General features: G+C 54.4%; 16 protein-coding genes. 12 read left to right on the top strand and 4 right to left on the bottom strand.

The annotated features are described in order from the left end of the window. Nucleotides 1-190 precede the first annotated feature (190 nt). Nucleotides 191-1,105: a dihydrodipicolinate synthase family protein gene (locus C162_RS24335; protein ID WP_036698626.1), complete on the bottom strand. Its 915-nt coding sequence runs from the start codon at nt 1,103-1,105 to the stop codon at nt 191-193. 96 nt (nt 1,106-1,201) lie between these two features. On the opposite strand from C162_RS24335, the gene C162_RS24330 reads away from it, so the two are divergent. From C162_RS24330 to C162_RS24315, 4 genes are all read left to right on the top strand, one after another. Next, nucleotides 1,202-1,960, top strand: a complete 759-nt coding sequence (locus C162_RS24330; protein WP_036698624.1) for an IclR family transcriptional regulator — start codon at nt 1,202-1,204, stop codon at nt 1,958-1,960. Nucleotides 1,961-2,001: 41 nt separating this feature from the next. Next, complete coding sequence (locus tag C162_RS24325; protein WP_084649028.1) at nt 2,002-3,981, top strand: YjhG/YagF family D-xylonate dehydratase; 1,980 nt, start codon at nt 2,002-2,004, stop codon at nt 3,979-3,981. Continuing rightward, the gene (locus C162_RS24320) at nt 3,978-5,561 is read left to right on the top strand and encodes a glycoside hydrolase family 43 protein (RefSeq protein WP_036698621.1); all 1,584 of its coding nucleotides are present in this window, start codon (nt 3,978-3,980) and stop codon (nt 5,559-5,561) included. Before C162_RS24325 ends, C162_RS24320 begins: the two co-directional genes overlap by 4 nt. 79 nt (nt 5,562-5,640) lie before the next feature. After that, entirely contained in the window at nt 5,641-5,847 is a 207-nt protein-coding gene (locus C162_RS24315) for a hypothetical protein (protein WP_036698618.1), read from the top strand. Nucleotides 5,848-6,232: 385 nt separating this feature from the next. On the opposite strand, the gene C162_RS24310 is transcribed toward C162_RS24315, so the two are convergent. Continuing rightward, the gene (locus C162_RS24310) at nt 6,233-7,849 is read right to left on the bottom strand and encodes a mannitol dehydrogenase family protein (protein WP_036698616.1); all 1,617 of its coding nucleotides are present in this window, start codon (nt 7,847-7,849) and stop codon (nt 6,233-6,235) included. After that, entirely contained in the window at nt 7,850-8,926 is a 1,077-nt protein-coding gene (uxuA, locus tag C162_RS24305) for a mannonate dehydratase (RefSeq protein ID WP_036698613.1), read from the bottom strand. It abuts the gene before it with no gap. Between the two features lie 223 nt (nt 8,927-9,149). Here uxuA and C162_RS24300 point away from each other — a divergent pair, with 223 nt between their 5' ends. After that, nucleotides 9,150-9,803 (top strand): GntR family transcriptional regulator, encoded by a 654-nt coding sequence (locus tag C162_RS24300; RefSeq protein WP_036698612.1) that lies wholly within the window; start codon nt 9,150-9,152, stop codon nt 9,801-9,803. A 108-nt stretch (nt 9,804-9,911) separates the two neighbouring features. Here the strand turns inward: C162_RS24300 and C162_RS24295 are convergent, their stop codons facing one another. Further along, nucleotides 9,912-10,817: an AraC family transcriptional regulator gene (locus tag C162_RS24295; RefSeq protein ID WP_036698610.1), complete on the bottom strand. Its 906-nt coding sequence runs from the start codon at nt 10,815-10,817 to the stop codon at nt 9,912-9,914. 194 nt (nt 10,818-11,011) lie between these two features. On the opposite strand from C162_RS24295, the gene C162_RS24290 reads away from it, so the two are divergent. The 7 genes from C162_RS24290 to C162_RS24260 all read left to right on the top strand — a co-directional run bounded on the left by C162_RS24290 (nt 11,012) and on the right by C162_RS24260 (nt 23,688). Beyond that, nucleotides 11,012-13,096 carry an alpha-glucuronidase family glycosyl hydrolase gene (locus C162_RS24290; protein ID WP_036698607.1) on the top strand — a complete coding sequence of 695 codons (2,085 nt, stop codon included), beginning with the start codon at nt 11,012-11,014 and terminating at the stop codon, nt 13,094-13,096. A 91-nt stretch (nt 13,097-13,187) separates the two neighbouring features. After that, nucleotides 13,188-13,982, top strand: a complete 795-nt coding sequence (locus tag C162_RS24285; protein WP_036698604.1) for a Nif3-like dinuclear metal center hexameric protein — start codon at nt 13,188-13,190, stop codon at nt 13,980-13,982. Nucleotides 13,983-14,190: 208 nt separating this feature from the next. Beyond that, nucleotides 14,191-16,473, top strand: coding sequence for an AraC family transcriptional regulator (locus C162_RS24280; RefSeq protein ID WP_036698601.1), 2,283 nt, complete (start codon nt 14,191-14,193; stop codon nt 16,471-16,473). Between the two features lie 189 nt (nt 16,474-16,662). Next, the gene (locus tag C162_RS24275) at nt 16,663-18,258 is read left to right on the top strand and encodes an extracellular solute-binding protein (protein ID WP_036698838.1); all 1,596 of its coding nucleotides are present in this window, start codon (nt 16,663-16,665) and stop codon (nt 18,256-18,258) included. 87 nt (nt 18,259-18,345) lie between these two features. After that, the gene (locus C162_RS24270; RefSeq protein ID WP_036698599.1) at nt 18,346-19,254 is read left to right on the top strand and encodes an ABC transporter permease; all 909 of its coding nucleotides are present in this window, start codon (nt 18,346-18,348) and stop codon (nt 19,252-19,254) included. Between the two features lie 13 nt (nt 19,255-19,267). Continuing rightward, entirely contained in the window at nt 19,268-20,146 is an 879-nt protein-coding gene (locus C162_RS24265; protein WP_036698597.1) for a carbohydrate ABC transporter permease, read from the top strand. 56 nt (nt 20,147-20,202) lie between these two features. Next, nucleotides 20,203-23,688 carry a glycoside hydrolase family 2 TIM barrel-domain containing protein gene (locus C162_RS24260; protein ID WP_036698596.1) on the top strand — a complete coding sequence of 1,162 codons (3,486 nt, stop codon included), beginning with the start codon at nt 20,203-20,205 and terminating at the stop codon, nt 23,686-23,688.

Genomic DNA, 23,688 nt, shown 5'->3' with positions numbered 1-23,688 from the left:
TTCACAGCGAAGAAAGGAGGAACCTCACTCATAGCCTTGCAAGGAACCTCACGAGGAATTTTACGAGGAAGCCTTATAAGAAGCGCTGCTAGGAATAGCACAAAGTATCGCCCAGCACCAAAAAAGCCAGCCCCAACTCGGGCTGACCTTGAAAAATAAGAATAGATGAGTCCCGCGCAATAAATATCGCTTACCCTTGGGCAATACCCGCCCGGCTGAAAATCAGCTTCAGCTTCTCCTCATGCTCCGCACTCCATACCCCAGGTGAAGCCAGGCTGAAGGTGGATACTGGAACACCCGACAAGCGGACAGCTTCCTTGATCGAAGCGATGAACGGGTCATCAATGGCATACAGGGCCGGAATTTCAACGATCTGCCGGTTGAACTGAAGGACGCCTGCCAGATCTCCCTTTTTGAAGCTGTCATACACGCCAAGCATCAGCTGAGGAGCGAAGTTCGCACTGGCAGCGATCGCCCCGTCTCCTCCGGCAGCCAGTGTAGGCAGCAAATATTCATCGAAGCCGCAGAAGACGGAGAAGTCCGGACTAACCGCCTTAACCTGCATGATCATCTGGCGGATGTGGCTAAGCTGGTCCACGGTATCCTTGATGCCGAGTACATTCGGATAATGTGCGGCAAGGCGGGCCACGAAGGCCGGGGTCAGATCCTGGCCCGTCATGGCCGGGAAGTTGTACAGCATGAGCGGCACATCGACGGCTTCCAGAACAGCAGCATAATGCGCGAACAGGGCGTCCCCGCTCAGCTTGTAGTAATACGGATTCATAATGACAATGCCGGTAGCTCCATGCTCAGCGGCATGACGGGAGAGGCGAAGGGTCTCAGCAACCGTGTTGCTGCCGGTGCCGATCCAGGCCGGAAGACGGCCATTCGTATACTCCAGGCATAGCTCTGCGATCTCTTCACGCTGCTCTGCGGTGAACAGGGTGAATTCTCCGGCCGTTCCAAGGAAGAACAGACCGTGAACCCCTTTGGCGATCAGGCTGTCGATCAGCAGCTTCATTCCGTCACGGTCGAATTTTCCGGCTGAATCCAGAATGGTTGGAACGGGAGGAATGACACCTGCATTCGGGTGGCTAAGTTTCATTTTATTTTTGCCTCCTGGTTTGGTATTATAAACATATGATTATTATAGTGAACTTGAAAGGCTTAATCAATGGATTTATGAGAGGGGAATGAAGGTGTGGACCAGAAGTATTGGGTTCCGGCATTGGAACGGGCAGATCTGATTCTTAAGGCCATCTCAAGACAGACCGGAGTGCTCAAAATGACAGATCTCTGCGAGGAGACCGGTATTAACAAAAGCTCGATGTTCTCGCTGCTGCGCACAATGGAGACTCTGGGGTGGGTGGTGAAGGATGCGGGCGAGCGGTATGTGCTTGGCGCCGGGATCTCCTACTATAATACCGTCTACAATGATTCGCTTAAGCAAAATATGAATCTGGTAGAGCGGTTCCTGGCAGAATCGGCGCAGAGTGTCGGGGCGGTGGGGGAGACCTTTCAGCTGTCGGTACTGGACCGCGATGAGATTATTTACTTGGCCAAGCAGGAGGGGCAGTCCCTGGTAAGGCTGGAGTCCAGCCCCGGGATGCGGTTCCCGGCACATGCGACGGCGATGGGTAAGATGATGCTGGCGCTGCTGCCGGAGGGAGAGCTGCAGCGGCGTTATTCCGGCAAAAGCTTATCCGCAGTCACCTCACACACGCTGACGGATTGGGCTGAATTCACAGCGGCTTTGGCCGATATTCGCAGGACTGGCTATGCCGTGGACCGTGAAGAGATCATCCAAGGCATCAGCTGCGTGGCTGCACCGGTTCTGGATGCCGCAGGCAAGGCGGTTGCCGCTGTCAGTACTTCGATGCTTCAGCATGCCTTCACCGCGAAGCAGGAGGCGGCGATCCGGGAGGTAACCCTACTTGCGGGGAAGCTCTCGTTGTCATAGACATCCGGGCACATTCATTCTGAGGGAGAGAAGGGATTCATATGAAATTGACCGTAGAAGAGATTATGAAGGAAGACATCATTGAAGCTGTTCCGGTACATACCGCTGCGGAAGGGCCGGCAGGCAGGCTGCCGATCACCGGGGAGGTGCTGCGTAATGCGCCGAGCGGAGAGATTTTTGGCATGACACAGAATGCCGGCATGGGCTGGAATCCGCTGCTGCTGAACCGGCCCCAGTACCTGATTCTCGGAACGATGGGCGGCATCCGGTGTGAGGACGGCACTCCGCTGGCGCTCGGATACCATACCGGTCACTGGGAGATCGGCGTGATGATGGAGGAGATTGCGGAGGAGCTTACCGCGAATGAGGGAATTCCGTTCGCCGGTTATGTCAGCGATCCCTGTGACGGCCGTTCCCAGGGAACCACAGGCATGTTCGATTCCCTGCCTTACCGCAATGATGCGGCCATCGTGCTGCGGCGGCTGATTCGTTCACTCCCTACCCGTAAGGGTGTGCTTGGCGTAGCTACCTGCGACAAGGGCCTGCCGGCCATGCTGCTGGCTCTTGCCGGGATGCACAAGCTGCCGGGAATTATCGTCCCCGGCGGCGTGACCCTGCCGCCAGTGGAGGGGGAAGACGCGGGCAAGGTTCAGAGTATCGGGGCAAGGTACAGCAACGGAGAATTGTCTCTCGAAGAAGCGGCAGATCTCGGCTGCCGGGCCTGCGCGACGCCGGGCGGCGGCTGCCAGTTCCTCGGCACCGCCGCAACCGCCCAGGTGATTGCGGAGGCATTGGGTATGGCACTACCGCATTCGGCCCTGTCTCCTTCGGGGCAGCCGATCTGGAAGAATATCGGCCGCCAGTCGGCCCGGGCCCTTCAGCATCTGGATCAGAACGGAATCGTCATGAGTGACATTTTGACAGATCAGTCGATCCAGAATGCGATGGTGCTGCACGCTGCCTTCGGCGGCTCAACGAATCTGCTGCTGCATCTGCCGGCCATTGCCCATGCCGCCGGGCTGAAGGTCCCAACCGTCGAGGACTGGAACCGGGTGAACCGGATGGTACCGCGCCTCGTTAGCGTACTGCCGAACGGTCCGGTACCGCATCCGACAATTCGCGTGTTCCTGGCAGGGGGCGTTCCTGAGGTGATGCTGCATCTGCGGAAGCTAGGGCTGCTTGACGAATCTGTACTCACGGTTACTGGCCGGACACTGGGCGAGAATCTGGACTGGTGGGAGAGCTCACAGCGGCGGACTGATCTGCGGCAGCGGCTGCTGGAAGCAGACGGCGTAGATCCCGATTCCGTGATCATGAGCCCGGAAGAGGCCAAGCGCCAGGGCATGGCGTCTACTATGACGTTCCCTATCGGCAATCTCTGCCCCGAAGGTGCAGTCATCAAATCGGCAGCCATTGATCCTGCCGTTCTGGACAGTGAGGGCATCTATCGCCATACCGGACGAGTGAAGGTGTTCACCACCGAGAGAGCCGCCATCCGCAGCATCAAGCTGGGTATGGTCCAAGCGGGGGATATTCTGGCCGTTATCGGCAGGGGGCCGAGCGGAACGGGGATGGAGGAGACCTACCAGCTCACCTCGGCGCTTAAGCATCTGCCTTACGGCAAATATGTCACGCTGATCACAGATGCCCGCTTCTCCGGCGTATCCACCGGTGCCTGCATCGGCCATATGGGGCCGGAAGCGCTGGCAGGTGGCCCGCTCGGCAAGCTTCGCGACAATGACTGGGTGGAAGTTCGCATTGATACCGTGAACCTGGAAGGAAGCGTCAATCTGGTGGGTGAGGGAGATGAGCCGCTGAACAAGGAAGCGGGGACGCTGATCCTTGCTGCACGGACACCGCATCCGGGCCTGGCGGTAGACCCGGGCCTGCCGGAGGACACCCGGTTGTGGGCTGCGCTTCAAGCGGCCAGCGGCGGAACCTGGAAGGGCTGCATTTACGATACTGACAAAATTATTGCCTTACTGGAAGCAGGACGGCAAGCATTGGAGGAGAAACTATGAGCCGAAATCTGATTCATAATCCGATTCTGCGCGGATTTCATCCCGACCCGTCGATCTGCCGGGCTGGAGATGACTATTACATTGCTACTTCAACCTTTGAGTGGTTCCCCGGCGTGCGGATTCATCATTCGCGCGATCTGGTGAACTGGCGGCCGCTGACCTATGCGCTGACCCGCAACTCGCAGCTCAATATGGAGGGGGAACCCGATTCCGGAGGTATCTGGGCACCTTGCCTCACGTACGACAATGGACTCTTTTATCTAATCTATACCGATGTCAAAAGCCGCCAGGGTGCCTTCAAGGATACGCCGAACTATCTGGTGACTGCGGAGAATATCGAAGGCCCCTGGTCTGAGCCTGTGTACCTGAATAGCAGCGGCTTCGACCCTTCACTGTTCCATGATGAAGACGGGCGCAAATGGCTGGTCAATATGTTGTGGGATCACCGCACTGGCCGCAACAGCTTTGCCGGGATTGTGCTCCAGGAATATTCGGCGGAAGAGCAGCGCCTGGTCGGACCGGTTACTAACATCTATAAGGGAACGGAGCTGGCGCTGACTGAAGGCCCGCACCTATATCGCAAGGACGGCTGGTATTACCTGATTACGGCTGAGGGCGGTACGCAGTATGATCATGCGGTAACCGTAGCCCGTGCGAAGCAGATTGAAGGTCCTTATGAGACCGCTCCGGTTAATCCGCTGCTGACCTCTGCAGGCCACCCCGAGCTTGTGCTGCAAAAAGCAGGCCATGCCAGCCTGGTCGAGACACAGACCGGCGAATGGTACATGGTGCATCTATGCGGCCGTCCTGTGAAGGACAACTACTGCAACCTCGGCCGGGAGACAGCGATTCAGCGCGTCGAATTCACCGCTGACGGCTGGCTGGCCCTGTCTGGGGGAGGGAATGCTCCCGCGCTGACCGTGGAAGGCCCGGATCTTCCGGCGCATCCTTTTGCCGCAGCCGATCCGCGCGACCACTTCGAGGCTCCACAGCTGGATGTCCGCTGGAGTACCTTGCGGGTGCCTGCGGATGAGTCCTGGCTCTCGCTTCAGGAGCGTCCGGGATACCTGCGCCTGCGTGGCAGGGAATCCATGAGCTCCATGCACCGTCAGAGCCTGGTCGCCTTGCGCCAGCAAGCCTTCCGGTGCAGCGCTGAGACGTCAGTGGACTTCGAACCGGAGCATTTCCAGCAGATGGCCGGCCTGATCGTCTATTACGATACGATGGATTACCTCTATCTCCGGATTACGCACGATGAAGTCCTCGGCCGAACTCTGGGACTCATCCGTTCCAAGGATGGAGTCTATGAAGACACTCTGACGCCTGAAGTCCCGCTGCCAGCCGGAGCAAGTGTAGCACTCAAAGTCGTCATCGACGGCGAACTCGCCCAGTTCTATTACAAGGTTGGTGAATCCTCTTGGGAGAAGATCGGCCCGGCTCTGGAAATCTATCACCTGTCCGATGATTTCCCGGCCTACATCCGGTTTACGGGCACCTTCATCGGCATGTGCGCCCAGGACCTCAGCGGCACGCTGCATCCGGCGGATTTTGATTACTTTGAGTATCTGGAGCAGGAGTAGTATCGGCCTATACCTGGAGCATCGAAAAGGATGCTCCCATGAGGCTAAGGCAATAAAGGAAAACTAGGGGAATGAACAATTGAAAGGGATAAATCCCGCTGAATCCGCCAAAAGTGGGCGGAAGGAGGAAATGAAGGGGATAAATCCCTTTCAATTCGCCAAAAGTGGGCGGGAGGAGGAAATGAAAGGGATAAATCCCTTTGAATCCGCCGAAAGTGGGCGGAAGGAGAAAATGAAGGGGATAAATCCCACTGATTATCCAGATGCGCGCCAAGTGAGCAAATGAAGAGCACAAGTGCTCCTGAATTTCAGAAAAGTTGGCTAAACGAGCAAATGAAGAGCACAAGTGCTCCTGAATTTCAGAAAAGTTGGCTAAACGAGCAAATGAAGAGCACAAGTGCCCCTGAATCCCGGGAAAGTTGCCTAAACGAGCAAATGAGGAGCAGAGTATCTACGCTTCCGCCGCAAGCGCGGGCCAACTCCGCAGTCTAATGTGATTGGTGCCGCAGAAACGCAACACTCAGCTAAGCAGACCGGTTTATACTCTGTCTTCTCCGTCACCGGCCATCCTTACAACACTCACCACACAAAAAAAGGCTAGGCCCTCCTTATTCAAGGAGAGCCTAGCCTTTCTACTTATGTTCGTGTGTTCGCGCACACCCGCCCACAACTCAGGCGGTGTACTTCTCCAGCGTAGCTCTTACTGCGCCCGGACCAGCCAGCATCTCGGTGAACATGCCCTCGATCGTCCCGCCCAGTCCGGCGGTGTACAGGTCTACGCCGAAGATGGCCTGATCCTCCAGCACTGCGCGCACGCCAGCGGCCGTAGCAGCATCTGCGCCCAGAGCAACGCCTATAAGCCGCGCTTGCAGCGATTCCAGCAGCGGGTCGGGGCTCAGCGTGAAGGCAGCACCTTCATCGTTCACGCCGAGCAGATACCGGCACCATGCTGCAATCGCCAGCGGGATGGCCGTTAACTGCGCCGGGTCAAGCTCCTCACTGCGGATATACGACTTGATCGTCTCGCCGAAGCGGATGCCGACCTTCTGCGAGGTATCCGTAGCAATCCGCTGCGGAGTGTCAGGGATGAACGGGTTGGCGAACCGTTCCTGCAGCACCTCGTCCAGGAATTGCTTCGGACTCAGGATGCCCGGATCGACAACCACCGGCAGGCCTTCCTTGTAGCCGATAGTCTCGACCAGCTTCCGCAGCGTGGCATCCTGCATCTCGTCGGCGATGAGTGTGTAACCGAGTAGACAGCCGGTGACTGCCAGCGCTGTATGCAGCGGGTTGAGGCAGGTGGTTACCTTCATGGTCTCCACCTTGTTGACTGTATCGCGGTCTGTGAAGATCACACCGGCTGCTTCAAGCGCCGGGCGTCCGTTCGTGAACTTATCCTCAATGACCAGATACTCGCTGATCTCCGCGTTAACGAAGGGAGCGGTGTACGTGTTCTTGGAGGTGACGATCACATCCATGCCGCCGATCCCCTGCGCAAGCAATGCTGCCTGGACGGATTCAGACGGGCGCGGCGTGATTTTGTCAATCATGGACAGCGGGAAGGTGATCTTCTGCTCATCCTCAAGGTAGGCTACGAACCCTTCTTCTACAAGACCCTTGGCGGCCCATTCTTTGGCGATCGTAACCATGCCGTTCTTCAGCTTGTCACCGTTATGCGAGCAGTTGTCCATGCTGACGAAGGTCATCGGGAACTGGCCCTTCAGGTAACGCTTGTAGGCGAAGGAAGCCACGATGCTCATGGCATGCACCGGACGCTCCGGCCCGCCGGCGATGTCCTTCTCCACGATGCCCAGATACTGTCCGTCCGGTCCCGTGAGGGAGTAGCCCTTCTCCGTAATCGTAAAGCTCGCCATTTGCAGGCTGGGATTCTCAAAAATCTCAGTCAGGCGGCTGTAATCCGCTTCCCGCGTCTTATCTGCAGTGATGCCTTCGACGATGCTGCTGACGATCCGCTTCTGGAAGTCACCCGCCGCATTCATCAGCACCAATAGAGTCAGATTGTCATAAGGCTTGTAGACCTTGTCAATCATCTCGAAATCAAAGGTCTCGGCGGCGATAATGCCAGTATCGGCCTTGCCGCTGTCCAGCAGCTTCTGGTGCGCATTCGCCACGAAGCCTCTGAAAATATTCCCCGCCCCGAAGTGAACCCACTCTGGCTTCTCCAGCGTATTCGCCGCAACTGCCTCGTAATCAAACTGCGGCAGCTCTACCCCTGCGGCTTCCCAAGCTGCCCGATCAGCAATGCTGCTTCTGTTCAGACTCAGCATTTATTTTGCCCCCTTTACATTCTCCAGGCTGTCCCATACGCCGAGCAGGTACATGATGCCCATCGCTCTGTCGTAGAGGCCATACCCAGGACGGCAGTTCTTTTCTTCACCCCAGAGATGTCTGCCATGGTCCGGACGCACATAACCGGTGAAGCCGCTCTCATGATACGCCTTAACAACCTCCGCAACATCTACACTGCCATCGCGTCCGCGGTGGGATACTTCAATGAAGTCTCCATTATCGAACACCTTCACATTACGGATATGGGCAAAATAAATCCGGTCATGGAACTCGCGGATCATCGCCGGCAGATCATTCTCCGGGTTCGTGCCGAGCGAGCCGGTGCAGAAGGTCAGGCCATTATACGGGCTGTCCACCATGTCCAGGAAGCGGCGGATGGAGTCGCGGCTGCGGATAATGCGAGGCAGTCCGAAGATCGGCCAGGCCGGATCGTCCGGATGAATCGCCATTTTGATATCCACTTCTTCACACACCGGAATGATGCGCTCCAGGAAATACTTCAGGTTGTCGAACAGCTTATCCTCAGTAACGTCAGCATAGGACGCGAATAGCTCATCCAGCTTGGCCAGACGCTCCGGCTCCCAGCCGGGCATCGTGAATTGTCCGGCACCCTTCAGGATGCGGTCCACCATCTCGCGCGGATTATCGGTAATGGCAGCCTTTTCATAAAAGAGAGCGTTCGAACCGTCCGGCAGCTCTTTGTACAGCTCGGTACGGGTCCAGTCGAATACTGGCATGAAGTTATAGCAGATGACCTTGACGCCAACCTTGGCGAGCTTGCGGATCGTATCGATATAGATGTCAATATATTTGTCGCGGGACGGCAGTCCGATCTTAATATCATCATGAACGTTGACGCTTTCAACAACTGCTGTGCTGAAGCCCTTGGCTGTGATCTGATCGGCAACCTTCTGGATGTCTTCCATCTCCCAGACCTCACCGGCCACCTTGTGGTGCAGCGACCAGACGATGCCCATAACGCCCGGGATTTGACGGATGTGGTCAAGAGTGATGTTGTCGTTGCCCTCGCCGTACCATCTCCAAGTCATATTCATTGTCATTTCCTCCTTAGTAGATAAGCATAAATACAAATGTTAACCATCCGAAGCCTTGTGACAATTGACCTTACAGAAACATCGGTTCATATGCGATAATCTTGTATACAAGATTCGATTCGTAATGATCATAGAATATGCGTTCATCTTTGTCAATGAAATTCATATCCCTTTTCTATATAATGGGGGAAGAAGAATCCCGAACAGAAAGTTGGTCTATTCCATGACTTCCAAAAAAGAAATAATGGCCTACCTCAAGCAGGAGATTCTCTCCCTTGAGCTGAAGCCGGGGGCGATGATCAGTGAGACGGCTCTATCCGAGCGCTTCCAGCTGTCGAGAACGCCGATCCGTGATGTGCTGAAGCAATTGTCCCTGGAGCAATACGTCGATATCTATCCCAAAAAAGGCAACCTCGTATCGTACATAGATCTGGAGTCGGTGGAGCAGATCATCTATCTGCGCAATGTGCTGGAGAAGGAGATTATGAAGTCGCTGGCCGGGAATATCCCGCTAAAAGGGCTGCATGAGCTGAGGGATAACCTCGCACAGCAGCAGAAGTGTATCGAGCAGGCGGAGGGGGCGGAGGTGTTCCTGCAGCTCGATGACCAGTTCCACCGCACGATGTTCGGCCTGGCCGGGCGTGAGTTCCTGTGGGGTGTACTCCAGCAGTTCAATGTGCACTACATTCGCTACCGCAAGCTGCATATGCTGAAGGACGAGAAGCTGTCGGCAATTCAGCAGGAGCATCAGCAGCTTCTGGATTATATCGTGCAGGGTGACACCGCGGGGATCGACGAACTGCTGCATCATCATCTGCGGGCAGATATCGACTCCAAGAACCTCCAGGAGCATTTCGCCACGTATATCAAAAAATAGGGCAAGCCTTCATCAAGCCCCGCCCGTGATAGCGCAAAAAGCCCGCCCTCATCATTCATGAGGGCAGGCTTTTACTAAATATAAGGCTATTCGGGCTTCGAGCTCTGCCTAGCTCCTGCCCTCGCGGTATTCCCGCGGCGACTTGCCGCTCCAGCGCTTGAACTGTCTGCTGAAATGGGCGATATCGCGGTAGCCGAGCAAGCCGGATATCTGGCTGACCGTAAGGCTGTGGTCATCCAGCAGCACCTTGGCTTCATGCAGCATCTGTTCAGACAGGTAGACGCGGGGGGAGAGGCCGAAGACCTGGCGGAAGACCCTGTAGCAGTGCGAGGGGCTGATCCCCAGCTCAGCGGCGATGTCGTCAACGCCATAATGGCTGTCATAAGGCACCTCCTGCTTGAACTGCTGATAGACCAGGCTCTGGAGGCGGCTGCGGATCTGGTGGGCCAGCTCGATTCGCTCATAAGTGCCCGGGGAGGAATTGTCAGCCTCCAGGGAGAAGACCTCCCAGAGCTGGGCGAACAGCTCGAAGACGGCGGACTGCAGCCTCATGCGCTGGGAGATCGTGATGCTGCCGGAGCCGGAGGTGGAAATCTCCACCAGTCTGCTGAGGAGCGGTCCTAATCTGTGGGCAACATTGCTCTCTGAGGTGAATAATACATGATTCAGCCGGCTGAGAAGTGAGATGAACAGCTTGTCATCGATATCGAAATGGATGCAGAAATAGGTGAAGGGCCCGCCGTTTCCGCTGCGGCTGGAATGGATATCGCCCGGCCTCAAGAGGACCAGATCCCCGGCGCGCTGGAGGTAGCTGTGGTTGTTGACCGTGAGCTGCTGCTCCCCTTCAAGCACATAATTGAATTCATATTGGGGATGGGCGTGCTGCGGATAATCCCATTCCCCGCTCACCTTACGCAGATGCATGCCGAACAGGTTGAGCGTGGTTTTCACATCCGGGATGATAGTTTCACTAAGGCTTTGCCCCGGGACCGGCGGTTCAAAAGCTGCAACCAATAGGATCGCCCCCTGATACTTTGCGTTCTCGTGATAGGTATGTATAGGCTGTACACATGTTCTTAGTATACAGGATTCTGCTTGATTTGGGTAAATATTAGCGTGATTTGACAATGTTCCGGGGCTGCGGCTGCGTGGTAGGATGAACCTGAATGAAATCTAGTATACAAGATGTATGCAGAGGAGATATGGACATGAGACAACAATCCGGGAATGAGTATGCTGCACAATATGACAGCGGATACAATGCGTGGTTAAGCTATCCTAAGCTTCAACAAGGCTCCCTATATAAGCAATATGCGAAATGGTGCGGAGCAGTATCCGTTACGGAAGGCGGGGAGACCATCCAGGCTGCACTTCAGGAATGGACAAGAGGCATTGCCTCGCTATTGGAGCTTGAGGCTGTCTCCAAGCCGCAGCCGGAAGAATTCGGTGTGGCCTTCGGCACCTTCGCGGGTGATCATCCGCTGATCCAGGGCTTGTTCGAGGACAAGACGGTCCAAGCTGTGGGAGCAGAAGGATTCGCCATTCGTACCAGCCAGTCCCGTAAATGCATTGCTGTAGGGGCTTCCACCCAGGCAGGTGTGTTATACGGCGTCTTCCATCTTCTACGCCTGATTGCCAGCGGCAAGGACATTGAGAATCTGGATGAAGTAGTGAATCCTGTGAATTCGCTGCGGATGATTAATCACTGGGATAATTTCGACGGAAGTGTGGAGCGCGGCTATTCCGGCAGATCCTTCCTGTATGAGAATAACCAGTTCACGAAGGATATGGACCGGATTACAGACTATGCGCGGCTGATGTCTACCGCCGGCATTAACGCAATAGCGATCAACAATGTTAACGTTCATGCACTTGAGACGCTGTTTATCTCTACCTATCTGCCGGATGTGGCGGGAATCGCCGATATCTTCCGTATCTATGGCATCCGCCTGTACCTGTGCGTGAACTTCGCCGGACCTATGCATGAAGGGGAAGTCGGCAGTGCAGACCCGCTGGATGAAGGTGTACGGGAATGGTGGAAGTCGAGAGCGGCCGACATCTATGCAGCTATCCCTGATTTCGGCGGCTTCGTGGTCAAGGCTGATTCGGAGAATCGTCCCGGCCCGTTCACTTACGGGCGGAACCATGCAGACGGGGCCAACATGCTGGCGGAAGCCCTGGAGCCTTATGGCGGCATCGTGATCTGGCGCTGCTTTGTATACAACTGCAAGCAGGACTGGCGTGACCGCAAGACGGACCGGGCCAGAGCGGCTTATGACCATTTCAAGCCGCTGGACGGCCAGTTCCATGATAACGTCATTCTGCAGATCAAGAACGGCCCGATGGATTTCCAGGTCAGAGAGCCGGTATCTCCGCTCTTCGGCGCACTGGAACGGACTAACCATGTGATCGAATTCCAGATCGCCCAGGAATATACCGGACAGCAGCGCCATGTCTGCTATCTCGTTCCGCAGTGGAAAGAGATTATGGAGTTCGACACACAGGCTAAGGGCGGAACAGCGCCGGTGAAGCGGATCGTTGACGGATCGCTGTGGGGCAACCGCCTTAGCGGCATTGCGGCGGTATCCAATGTGGGTAATGACCGGAACTGGACGGGCCATCTGCTATCCCAGGCGAATCTCTACGGCTTCGGCCGGCTGGCCTGGAATCCTGAGCTGAGCGCGGAGGAGATTGCGGCCGAGTGGATCGCTTTGACGTTCGGCACAGACACAGCGGTGGCCGGGGTAATCAGCCGGATCCTGCTGGATTCATGGGAGATCTATGAGTCTTATACATCGCCGCTTGGCGTAGGCTGGATGATCAATCCCGAGCATCACTACGGCCCGAATGTGGACGGCTATGAATATTCGATGTGGGGTACCTACCACTATGCCGATCATCAGGGCATCGGGGTAGACCGTACCGTGAATACCGGTACCGGCTACAGCGCGCAGTACATGGGCAGCAACGCCGTGCGTTATGATTCACTGGAGGAATGCCCGGATGAGCTGCTGCTGTTCTTCCATCATGTACCGTACACTCATGTGCTGCATTCCGGCAAAACCGTGATCCAGCATATCTACGATACGCATTTCGAAGGTGCAGAGCGTGCCGAAGGGCTGCTGGACGCCTGGGGCGGACTGAAGGGGAGCATCGCAGACGGCCTGTACACTCAGGTGGAGGAACGCCTTAAGGGGCAGGCGGCTCATGCCAAGGAATGGCGTGACCAGATTAATACGTATTTCTACCGCAAGAGCGGAATTGCAGATGCATTAGGCCGGACCATCTACTAAGGGAGCATCTGCGTACCGGACGGCCCTGTCCTGTCTTTTGACAGGCTGTGCCGGGAACTCATTTGAGTAACACCGAGGAGGATAAGATCTCATGGCACTGACTTTCAGTGATTTGATGGAGCACTTGAATGCAGGGGTACAGCTGCCCGTGAATACGGTGGATAAGCTTGCGCCGGACGCTGCGGCAACAGAAGTGCAGGGAATCGTGACTGCCTTCGCCGCTTCGCAATATGTAGTGGAGCAGGCTGTCCGGCTTGGCGCCAACCTGGTGATCACGCATGAAGGTGTATTTTATAGCCACCAAGGACACGGGAGTGCGCTGGAGCAGGATTCCGTCTACCGGCAGAAGTCTGCACTGATTACAAGCAGCGGGGTAGGTATCTACCGCTTCCATGACACGATACACCGTTATACGCTGGACGGAATCGTCGAAGGGCTGCTGCATGAGCTGGAATGGGAAGCGTATGTGGAGCGGCATCTGCCTGAGGTATCGATCCTCACCATCCCTGAGATGACCGTTTCGGAAGTGGCCGCCTATGTGAAGCAGAAGCTGAACATCCCTTATGTCCGTGCTGCCGGGAACCTCTCTGCTACATGCTCCAGGGTGGGGGTGCTGGTGGGTTTCCGGGGGAACGGCAGTACGGTCATCCCGATGTATGAGCAGGAGTCGCTTGATCTGGTCATCGCCGGTGAAGGCTTCGAATGGGAGGTGCCTGAGTATATCCGGGATGCGGTCAGACAGGGCAAGGACAGGGCACTCATCATGCTCGGCCATGCCGAGAGCGAAGCGCCGGGAATGAAGCTGCTGGCAGAGCGGCTGAGCCGGCAGTTCCCCGAGGTGCCGGTGCGCTTTATTCCGGAGCAGCCAGTGTTTCAAATCCTATAGATAGCGCAGCCTCTTTGAAGGTTGAAGACCCGGGGATAATGGCTTTCCCCTAAGGTCTTCTGCCGGCAAAGAGGTTTTGTTTGTCCAGCCGGCTGGCATAGTATAGCGGACTTGTTTACAAATTGACGATCTGGTTCATATTGCGGATTGCCCCCCCGGGCACAACTATCATATAGTGGAATTCTATATGAGGTAAGGAGCGTAGAAGATGAAGCACAAGCACCTGAGGTTCAGCAGAAGTGTAGCCTTTAAATGGATCATCTCCTATTCAGTAATCATGATTATCCCGCTTATTGTTAGCGCTATCATCTACTTGCAGACCAAACAGATTGTCGAATATGAGATTGAGCGTGCAGGCAACGCCATACTTAAGCAGATGCAGAATACTGTAGACAGCGAGATTAATCAAGCTGAGAAATTGGCGATGCAGTTATCGATTCATAGCGGTGTGAACAAATACTTATCCCTCACACCCGGCGCAGAGAGGGCCAGCTCCTTTCAGATCTATCAGATCCGGCAGGAGCTCAGCAAATACAAATCCGCCAATGATTTCATCGATGGGATCTATCTCTATTCAAGCAATCTGGACCGTGTGCTGACGGATGAGACGTATACGGACAGTGAAACCTTTTATGCAATGAACAATAAGATGATCGGATTGTCTTATCAGGAGTGGCTGTCACAGCTGAACGGTGAGACTGCAGGGCGGGAAGCCTCTCTTCCGTTTATTGAGTTTAAGCGCTGGGAGCAGAAGGTTGTGATGATGAAGCCCTTCGCCAGTGCCACTGCAAGCAATGGACAGAAGGGGATGTTGGTTCTTCCGCTGAACGGCAGTAAGATTCATAGCATGCTGAAGAACGTAGACTGGGTAAATAACGGTGATGTGTACATTACTGATGATCATAATCAGGTGTTATTTCGTAATAATGAGGCTTCTCCGCAGCAGCCAATGCCTGACGCTGAGGCTGGCGGTGAGACTGCGGGTACTTCTTTCCAGGATATTGCCGGCACGGAGAATATGGTCTCCTTCATTGATTCCGATAACACGAACTGGAAGTATATCAGCGTATTTCCTTCAAGCGTGTTCTGGGAAAAAGCGCGGCAAATCCGCAATTTGAACCTGCTTGGGCTGTTCATCAGCTTTTTGATCGGGGCGGTGGTTATTTCTTACTTTGCCCGCAAGAACTATAATCCTGTCCGTGAGCTGGTCCATATGTTCTCGCCCTCCGCCGATGAACAGACGCAGCGGGTGCTGGATGAATTCTCCTTCATTCGGGAGAGTGCGCTGGCTACCATCCGGGAGAGGGATGATGTGAACAGCCGACAGTTCAGGCAGCTCCGTGTGCTCCAGACCTATTACTTGTCGCAGCTGCTCAGAGGGCAGGCGGAGAACGGATTATCGCTGGAGGAAGTGGCCAGAGTGCATCATTTCCAGTGGGATTCCGGGTATTTTGCGGTGCTTCTATTCTATATTCAGTCCGGCGGGGAAGAGGGGCCTTCGCCAAGCCTGTCCAATTTCATCGTATCCAATATCATCATGGATTTCACCGGACCGAATCACGGCTTGAGCTTCACCGAGATGGATGGCATGCTGGCGGCAGTGATGAACATTAACACCGGGCGTTCCGGCAGATGGAAAGAGGATATTGAAGAAGCGCTCAGCCAAACCCTGGAGTTCATTCAGCGGAAATACGGCCTGCAGATCGCCATGGCCGGCAGTGAGCAGCTCTCGGGCATGGGAAGTTTGCATCAGGGGTATCTGCAGGCGCTGGAGGCTCAGGAATACCGGCTGGTGCTGGAAGAGGATACGACGGTCTGGTACGGGGATATTGAGCAGCAGCAGACGGATTATTACCTGACGATCAATGACGAGGTTGTTTTTATTAATCTGGTCAAAAGCGGTGACTTCGGGAAGGCATCAGCGATGGTGGAGGAGATTCTGGGCCGCTTCTTCGGCTCCCAGGTGTCTATTGAGCTTGTGAGATATGCCATGATTGATTTAAGCAGCTCTATTATGAAGGCAGTCCCCCAGGAGATGAAGCGCTCGAAGCTATGGGAAGAATGGCGTCCGATGAAAAGGCTTCTGGCCTGCTCAACGCGCGCAGATTTCCGTAACGAGCTGACCGAGCTGATCCAGCTGGCCTGCAGCCAAGCCTCGGAAAAGCTTGCTTCAAATTCTGGAATCGGAGACCAGGTATCTGCCTATGTGCAGGATCATTATGCGGATATCAACCTTAGCGTGTCTATGATTGGTGCCCATTTCGGGATCACGCCGCAGTATGTATCACGGTTGTTCAAAGAACAGAGCGGGCAGGGACTGCATGATTACATCAGTCAGGTTCGTACAGCCGAAGCCAAGAAACTGCTTCAGCAAGGCGTCACCATTGAGGAGATATCCTCCCGTGTAGGATTTTCCAGCAGCAGTGCGTTCATTCGGGTATTCAAAAAGTATGAAGGCATCACGCCGGGGCGGTTCAAAGCTCTGCAATAAACAAACAGAATATACAATTTCCTGACAGGAGGATAGAAGCAGGCCGGATCTATCCTTCTTTTGCGTTTTTGACAATGAATTACGCATTTTGAATATTGTTTGTATACAAGATTCAGCATACATTGTAGAGGCATTAAGTCGTCAACTACACAAATTACGGAGGTCATACTAGTGATCAAATTATCTGGAATGAAAAGGCTCCACAAACCGCTTGCCGTTTTGTTAGGTTTCACCATGCTGGCTGCCGGCTGCACTAGTTCCAAGAATGCAAATGATGAGAGTGTCCCTAACAACCCTGCGGGGAACGGCCCGGCTTCCAATGAAGCCGCAGCAGCTTTTGCTTATCCGATGAAAGGCGGAATAGAGCTGACCTATATGAATGAACAACTGGGAGGCACACCGGAGCGGCTGCCGGTCGATGACGAATATGAGAAACGTACAGGCATCGCCATCAAGCAGCTGGGCGGAACCCCCATGACCGATCAGAAATTCAGTCTGCTGCTGGCATCGGGCGATCTGCCGGATATCTTCCTCAATACCTGGCTGCAATACCCTGGCGGTCCCGATAAAGCCGTTGAGCAGGGGTATATTCTGAAGCTCAATGACCTCATGGATCAATACGCGCCGAACCTGAAGAGAACGCTTCAGGAAAATCCGGATATCGACAAAATGATTAAAACGGATGACGGCACTTATTACGCCTTCCCGTTCATCCGCTCGGAGGCCGGACGGGTCTACGGCGGGCCGATTATCCGCAAGGATTGGCTTGATGAACTGAAGCTCAGTGTCCCGGAGACGATTGACGAATGGCACACCGTACTGACTGCTTTTAAAGAGAAGAAAAAGGCGGCCTCCCCTGTAACCTTCCGCACGATGTTCCTGGGAGAACGGACCGGCGGATTCGCCGGAGCCTTCGGTGTGATGGGGAACTTCTACGTCAACGACGGCAAAGTAGTCTACGGCTATCTGGAGCCTGGCTATAAGGAATATCTGAAAACGATGAGCCAGTGGTACAAAGAAGGCCTGATCGATAAGGATTTCGCTTCGATTGATTCAGCTACAGTGGATAAGAAAATGACCTCTAATGTCAGCGGAGCAACAATCGGCTGGCAGTATTATATTGAGAAATATAATTCAGCCGTACAGGAAGTAGATCCGAAGGCAGACTTCGTAGCCGCTCCATACCCGGCTGCCGTAAAGGGCGGGCTTCCGGAGTTCGGACAGCTGGATAATGCCTATGCGGGGACAAGCTCGGCGGCGATCTCAGCGACAACCAAGAACGCCCGAGCTGCTATGCGCTGGCTGGATTACGCTTTTACCGAAGAAGGCAAAATGCTGAATACCTATGGGGTTGAAGGCATTACCTACATGCTCAAAGACGGAAAGCCCGTCTATACCGATCTTGTGGTGCAGAATCCGGATGGCCTCGGCAGCGACCAGGTAATGGGCAAATATTCCCATGGCACCAACTTCCCGATGATTCAGCAGGACAATAATCTGCCGGCGAAGTATCCGGCTACGGCCGAATCCATCGGCATCTGGAAACGAACCAATCATGAGAGCCACCTGCTTCCTCCGGTCACACCGACTGCCGAGGAAGCAGATGAAATGAGCAGTATTATGAACGACATTAACGCTTTTGTGAAAGAGGCTGAGCTCAAGATCATCCTGGGCACTGATTCCGTAGACAATTACGATAAATATGTGCAGCAGATGAAGGACCTTGGTATCGAACGCGCACTGGAAATTCAACAAGCGGCGTATGAACGTTACCTGAACCGTTAATTTGGGCGGGCAGGGGCTGCAACACATACAACAGGTACCGGCAGCCCCGGCCTAAGACCGTGCAGTTGCAGCAAAGGAGAGAGGAATATGCTTAAAACCAGACTGGGGAAAGACATCCTGCGTAATAAATGGCTGTATCTGATGGTGCTGCCAGTCATCCTATATTATGTATTGTTCCACTATGTTCCGCTCTACGGGACCATTATCGCCTTTAAGCAATTTGTCCCTTCCCAAGGGATCTGGGGCAGTGAATGGGTCGGATTCAAGCATTTTGAAGCTTTTTTCTCCAGTATCTACTTCATCCGTGTCATTAAGAACACAGTTCTGCTAAGCTTCTTCAATCTGCTGATCGGTTTCCCGGCACCCATTATTCTGGCTTTGCTGCTGAATGAATTGAAAAGCCCGCTTTTCCGCCGGATCACGCAAACGATTACGTACATGCCGCATTTTATAACACTCGTGGTGGTGGCAGGAATCGTACGTTATTTCACTTTATCGGATGGTTTGATCAACGATGTTATTGCCTTTTTTGGCGGGGCACGGATTTCGTTCCTGCAGCAGCCTGAATTTTTCCGACCCATTTATATCATCAGTGAGATCTGGCAGCAGATCGGCTGGGGCACAATCATCTATCTGGCGGCCATTACCGGCATTGACCAGCAGCAGTATGAGGCAGCCAAAATTGACGGAGCCACCAAGGTACAGCAGATCCGCCATGTTACCCTGCCCGGTATCCTGCCGACGATTATGATTATGCTGATTCTGGCGCTCGGAAATATTATGAATGTCGGATTCGAGAAAATCATTCTGTTATACAGCGCCAGTATTTATGAGACGGCTGATGTCATATCCACATTTGTATACCGGAAAGGAATTCTGGAATTCAGCTACAGCTACAGTGCAGCGGTAGGCCTGTTCAACTCCGTCATCAATTTCACCATTCTGCTGCTCGCCAACTCATTCAGTAAACGCGCAAGTAAGAACAGTCTCTGGTAAGGAGTGCACACCTATGATTAAAGCGTCGCTCGGCGAACGTGTCTTCGATATCTGCAATTCTATTATTATGGTTCTAATGATTATTCTTACACTCTATCCTATGCTATATATCTTGTTCTCCTCCTTAAGCAATGGGAACCGGCTGGTCTCCTTCAACGGTATCCTGCTGTGGCCGCAAGGCTTCTCGCTGGCAGCTTACAAGGCGGTGCTGAACAATCCCGTAATTCTGACCGGCTTCAAGAATACACTGTTCATCCTGGCGGTAGGACTTGTCATTAATATGACGCTTACTGCCCTGGGTGCCTATTTCCTGTCCAGAGAAGGGGTTATGCTGCAAAAGCCGATTATGTTCTTCATCGTATTCACTATGTTTTTCCAGGGAGGACTGGTGCCATTCTACCTGATCGTGAAGTCCTACGGCCTGCTCGACAGCTTGTGGGCATTGATTCTGCCAACGGCGGTGAGTACGTTCAACTTAATCATCATGCGCACTTATTTCATGGCGATACCGAAGGAACTGGAGGAGTCCGCCTTCCTGGACGGTGCAGGCCATTTCACCATTCTGTTCCGCATCTTCATTCCGCTGTCCATGCCGGTGGTTGCGGTGCTGATTCTGTATTACGGCGTAGGCCACTGGAACAGCTGGTTCAACGCCATGCTTTTCCTGCGTGACCAGAGCCTGTTCCCGATCCAGCTCGTGGTCCGAAACATCATTCTTGAGAATGATAATGCCAGTATGCTGGGGACTACAACACTGCTCCATAGCCGTGATGTGACCGAAACGCTGAAATATGCGGCAATTATCGTAAGCACAGCGCCGATCCTGCTGCTGTATCCGTTCCTGCAGAAGTATTTCGTCAAGGGCGTAATGGTTGGCGCATTGAAGGGATGAGGCATGAAGTCATTCAGGAAGCTTAGCTGTAGTGAGGATAAGGAGGACGTATAGCCATGAGTCTAAAAAGGAAACTCAGCAACGGCTGGCAATTCAGCAAGCAGCCGCTTCATTCGGAGCTTGCCAAGGTGGCCGCAGATGCGGACTGGATTGCTGTTACGCTGCCGCATGATTGGCTGATCTATGATACCCGCAACCTCTACGAGAATGGAGAGGGCTGGTACCGCACCCGCCTCCGGTTCGATGCAGTGCCGGTGAATGAGCTTGTGTTCCTGCGTTTCGAGGGAGTGTATATGAACTCGACACTATATGTGAACGGACAGGTGGCAGGGGAGTGGAAATATGGTTACTCCACCTTTGAATTCGAGATAACTCCGCACCTAGTCGCCGGAGAGAATGAAATCTATATGCGCGTGATCCACGAATCGCCCAATTCCCGCTGGTACTCCGGTGCCGGAATTTACCGGCCCGTCTGGCTAAAGACGGTGCCGAAGACGCATATCGCCGCTGACGGGCTGTATATTGCAGCCAGGACAACGGAAGGTCAGGCCTGGACTGTAGATGTGGATGCTGAGCTGCATACCGCTGAAGCTGCGGGCTCAGGGACGAAGATGAAGCTGCGGCATAGCATTCTGGATGCAGCAGGAACCTTAGTTGCCGGGCAAGTTACTGAGGTGACGGTGCAGGGTGAATTAACCGTACATACCCACAGCCGCCTGACTGTTGACCAGCCCTTGCTATGGGATATTTCAAGTCCCAATCTCTACTGGCTGCAGACCGAACTGCTGGTTGAGGATGAAGTGATCGAAGTGGAGAGGGAGAGGTTCGGCTTCCGGACCCTGGAGCTGGACAGTAACGTGGGCTTCTCCCTCAACGGGCGTCATGTCAAAATATATGGAGTCTGCCAGCATCATGACCTGGGCGCTCTGGGGGCTGCAGTGAACAGAGCGGCGCTGCGCCGCCAGCTCGTCCTGCTGCAGGAGATGGGAGTCAACGCCATCCGTACCGCGCATAATATGCCGGCGGTAGAGCTTATGGAGCTGGCCGACGAAATGGGCCTGCTGATTGTGACGGAAGCCTTCGATATGTGGGAGCGCAGCAAAACGCCTTATGACTATGCACGGTTCTATCCGCAGTGGTGGAAGCGCGATATCGCCAGCTGGGTGCGGCGGGACCGCAATCGTCCAAGTCTGCTGATGTGGAGTATCGGCAATGAGATATACGATACCCATGCAGACAGCCGCGGCCAGGAGCTCACCCGGGAGCTGCAGGAGGAAGTGCTGATTCATGATCCGCGGGGCAATGCCTTCGTTACCATCGGCTCGAACTATATGCCTTGGAAGAATGCGCAGAAATGCGCGGATATCGTCAAGGTGGCAGGCTACAACTATGCGGAGAAATATTATGAGCAGCATCACAAGGAGCATCCGGACTGGATCATCTACGGCAGTGAGACCTGCTCGACAGTGCAGAGCCGGGGAGTCTATCATTTCCCGCTGGCTCAATCTGTGCTTGCCGATGATGACCAGCAGTGCTCATCGTTAGGGAACAGCTCTACCAGCTGGGGCGCCAAAAGCACGGAGGCTTGTATCACCGCAGACCGGGATGCATCCTTCTCGCTGGGACAATTTCTGTGGACGGGCTTTGACTATATCGGGGAGCCTACCCCGTATCACACCAAGAACTCATATTTCGGACAGCTGGATACCGCCGGCTTCCCTAAGGATTCCTATTATATCTATCAGGCGGAATGGACAGATTACCGTACGCATCCGATGATTCATATCTTCCCGTACTGGGATTTCTCGCAGGGCCAGCTGATAGATGTGCGTGTATGTTCGAATGCTCCGCGCATCGAGCTGTTCTTGAATGAAGTCTCGCAGGGCAGCGTGGATATCGACCATGCTCATGGACACAAGCTGCTTGGCGAATGGCAGCTGCCTTATGCGGACGGTGTCCTGCGGGCGGTGGCTTATGATGGGAAGGGGGAGGTCGTTGCTGTAGAGCAAATTTCCTCGTTCGGAGATGCGGCTTCGCTTGTCCTTGCTCCCGACAAGCAAGTAATTACAGCAGACGGTACGGACCTTATCTTCGTAACGATCAGCACTCTGGATCAGGAGGGACGTCCGGTAGCGAATGCCAATAACCGCGTTCACCTCAGTGTGGAGGGTCCCGGACGATTGATCGGTCTGGATAACGGGGACAGCACGGACTATGATTCTTACCAGGACGTAAGCCGCCGCCTATTCAGCGGCAAGCTGTTGGCAGTGATTGCCGGAACACTGGAGGCCGGAACGATTACGCTGCGTGCGGCTTCGGCGGGTCTGGCTTCAACTGAGCTTACGCTGCAATCGGTGCTTCCGGCAGCGGGAACGACCGCTGAAGATGAGCTGTACCTGTATGCACATTATCCGCTGGAGGCGGATGCGTCCTCCGGTCATCCGGAGAGCGGCAGCGAAGAGGAGATCCCGGTCCGCAAGCTGGAGATCGTCTGCCCCGGGGGTAATATTCTGACGCCTGATCGCCCGTCGCTTCCAGTCCGTGTTAAGCTTCATCCTCAGGGGGCCACTTGGCAGGATGTCGAGTGGCGGATTACGAATGCCGCCGGAATTGATGCCAATATCGCCACTCTTGAGACGAACGGCCATGAAGCCGTAATCACGGCCTTAGGTGACGGAGAGGTATACATCCGCTGCGGGACAGCCAATGGCGCTGACGGGATTCGGCTCTATTCGCAGATGGAATTTAAGCTTACGGGCTTCGGGCAGGCTTATCTGAATCCCTATGAGTTTGTTTCATCAGGATTTAACAGCAGCCACAGCCGGAATCTGACCAACGGCAATGAGCGGGGGGTTGCCACCGCCCGCGAAGGGGAGAGCCTGATCTGCTTCGAACGGATCGACTTCGGCGGATATGGGGCCGATGAGATTATTCTGCCGATCTTCTCGCTGGATGATCAGGAATTTCCGGTAGAGATATGGGAAGGCGTGCCCGGGCAGCCCGGTGCCGTGCGGCTCACAACCGTGACTTACCATAAGCCTTCCCTCTGGAATGTCTACCAGGAGGAACGGTATACGCTGCCCAGACGGCTGACGGGGATTACCTCGCTGTTCTTCGTTCTGCGCAAGAAGATTCATTTGAAGGGCTTCACGTTTGTCAGCAAGACCAAGGCGTTCGAGCGTCTGGATGCACTGGCCAACACTGCAGTCTACGGCGATACCTTCACCATAACGGAGGAGGCCGTCGAGGGCATCGGCAACAATGTGTCGCTTATATTTGCCGGAATGGACTTCGGCGCAACGGAATGCTCACGGATCCTCATCTGCGGACGCTCAGCGCTTGCGAACAATACAATGCAAATTCTGTTCAGCGGTCCTGCCGGTGAATCGAAGCAGCTGATTGAATTTGCCGGCAGCGCCAGCTATATGGAGCGTGAATTCACGCTGGAGCCGCCGGTAAGCGGCAGCCAGACCGTCACCTTCCTGTTCCTGCCGGGCAGCCGGTTTGACTTCAAGTGCTTCCGGTTCCTGCCCTCTGTCTAG

Origin of the sequence: Paenibacillus sp. FSL R7-269 (assembly GCF_000517865.1) — a bacterium.
GTDB lineage: Bacteria > Bacillota > Bacilli > Paenibacillales > Paenibacillaceae > Paenibacillus_AQ.
This window is presented reverse-complemented; position numbering and strand designations above follow the sequence as displayed.

Bases quoted from the DNA above. Each gene is read 5' to 3' on its own strand.
- C162_RS24260 (WP_036698596.1), top strand. From the start codon at position 20,203: ATGAGTCTAAAAAGGAAACTCAGCAACGGCTGGCAATTCAGCAAGCAG.
- C162_RS24270 (WP_036698599.1), top strand. From the start codon at position 18,346: ATGCTTAAAACCAGACTGGGGAAAGACATCCTGCGTAATAAATGGCTG.
- uxuA (WP_036698613.1), bottom strand. From the start codon at position 8,926: ATGAATATGACTTGGAGATGGTACGGCGAGGGCAACGACAACATCACT.
- C162_RS24310 (WP_036698616.1), bottom strand. From the start codon at position 7,849: ATGCTGAGTCTGAACAGAAGCAGCATTGCTGATCGGGCAGCTTGGGAA.
- C162_RS24280 (WP_036698601.1), top strand. From the start codon at position 14,191: ATGAAGCACAAGCACCTGAGGTTCAGCAGAAGTGTAGCCTTTAAATGG.
- C162_RS24300 (WP_036698612.1), top strand. From the start codon at position 9,150: ATGACTTCCAAAAAAGAAATAATGGCCTACCTCAAGCAGGAGATTCTC.
- C162_RS24320 (WP_036698621.1), top strand. From the start codon at position 3,978: ATGAGCCGAAATCTGATTCATAATCCGATTCTGCGCGGATTTCATCCC.
- C162_RS24285 (WP_036698604.1), top strand. From the start codon at position 13,188: ATGGCACTGACTTTCAGTGATTTGATGGAGCACTTGAATGCAGGGGTA.
- C162_RS24325 (WP_084649028.1), top strand. From the start codon at position 2,002: ATGAAATTGACCGTAGAAGAGATTATGAAGGAAGACATCATTGAAGCT.
- C162_RS24275 (WP_036698838.1), top strand. From the start codon at position 16,663: ATGAAAAGGCTCCACAAACCGCTTGCCGTTTTGTTAGGTTTCACCATG.
- C162_RS24290 (WP_036698607.1), top strand. From the start codon at position 11,012: ATGAGACAACAATCCGGGAATGAGTATGCTGCACAATATGACAGCGGA.
- C162_RS24265 (WP_036698597.1), top strand. From the start codon at position 19,268: ATGATTAAAGCGTCGCTCGGCGAACGTGTCTTCGATATCTGCAATTCT.
- C162_RS24335 (WP_036698626.1), bottom strand. From the start codon at position 1,105: ATGAAACTTAGCCACCCGAATGCAGGTGTCATTCCTCCCGTTCCAACC.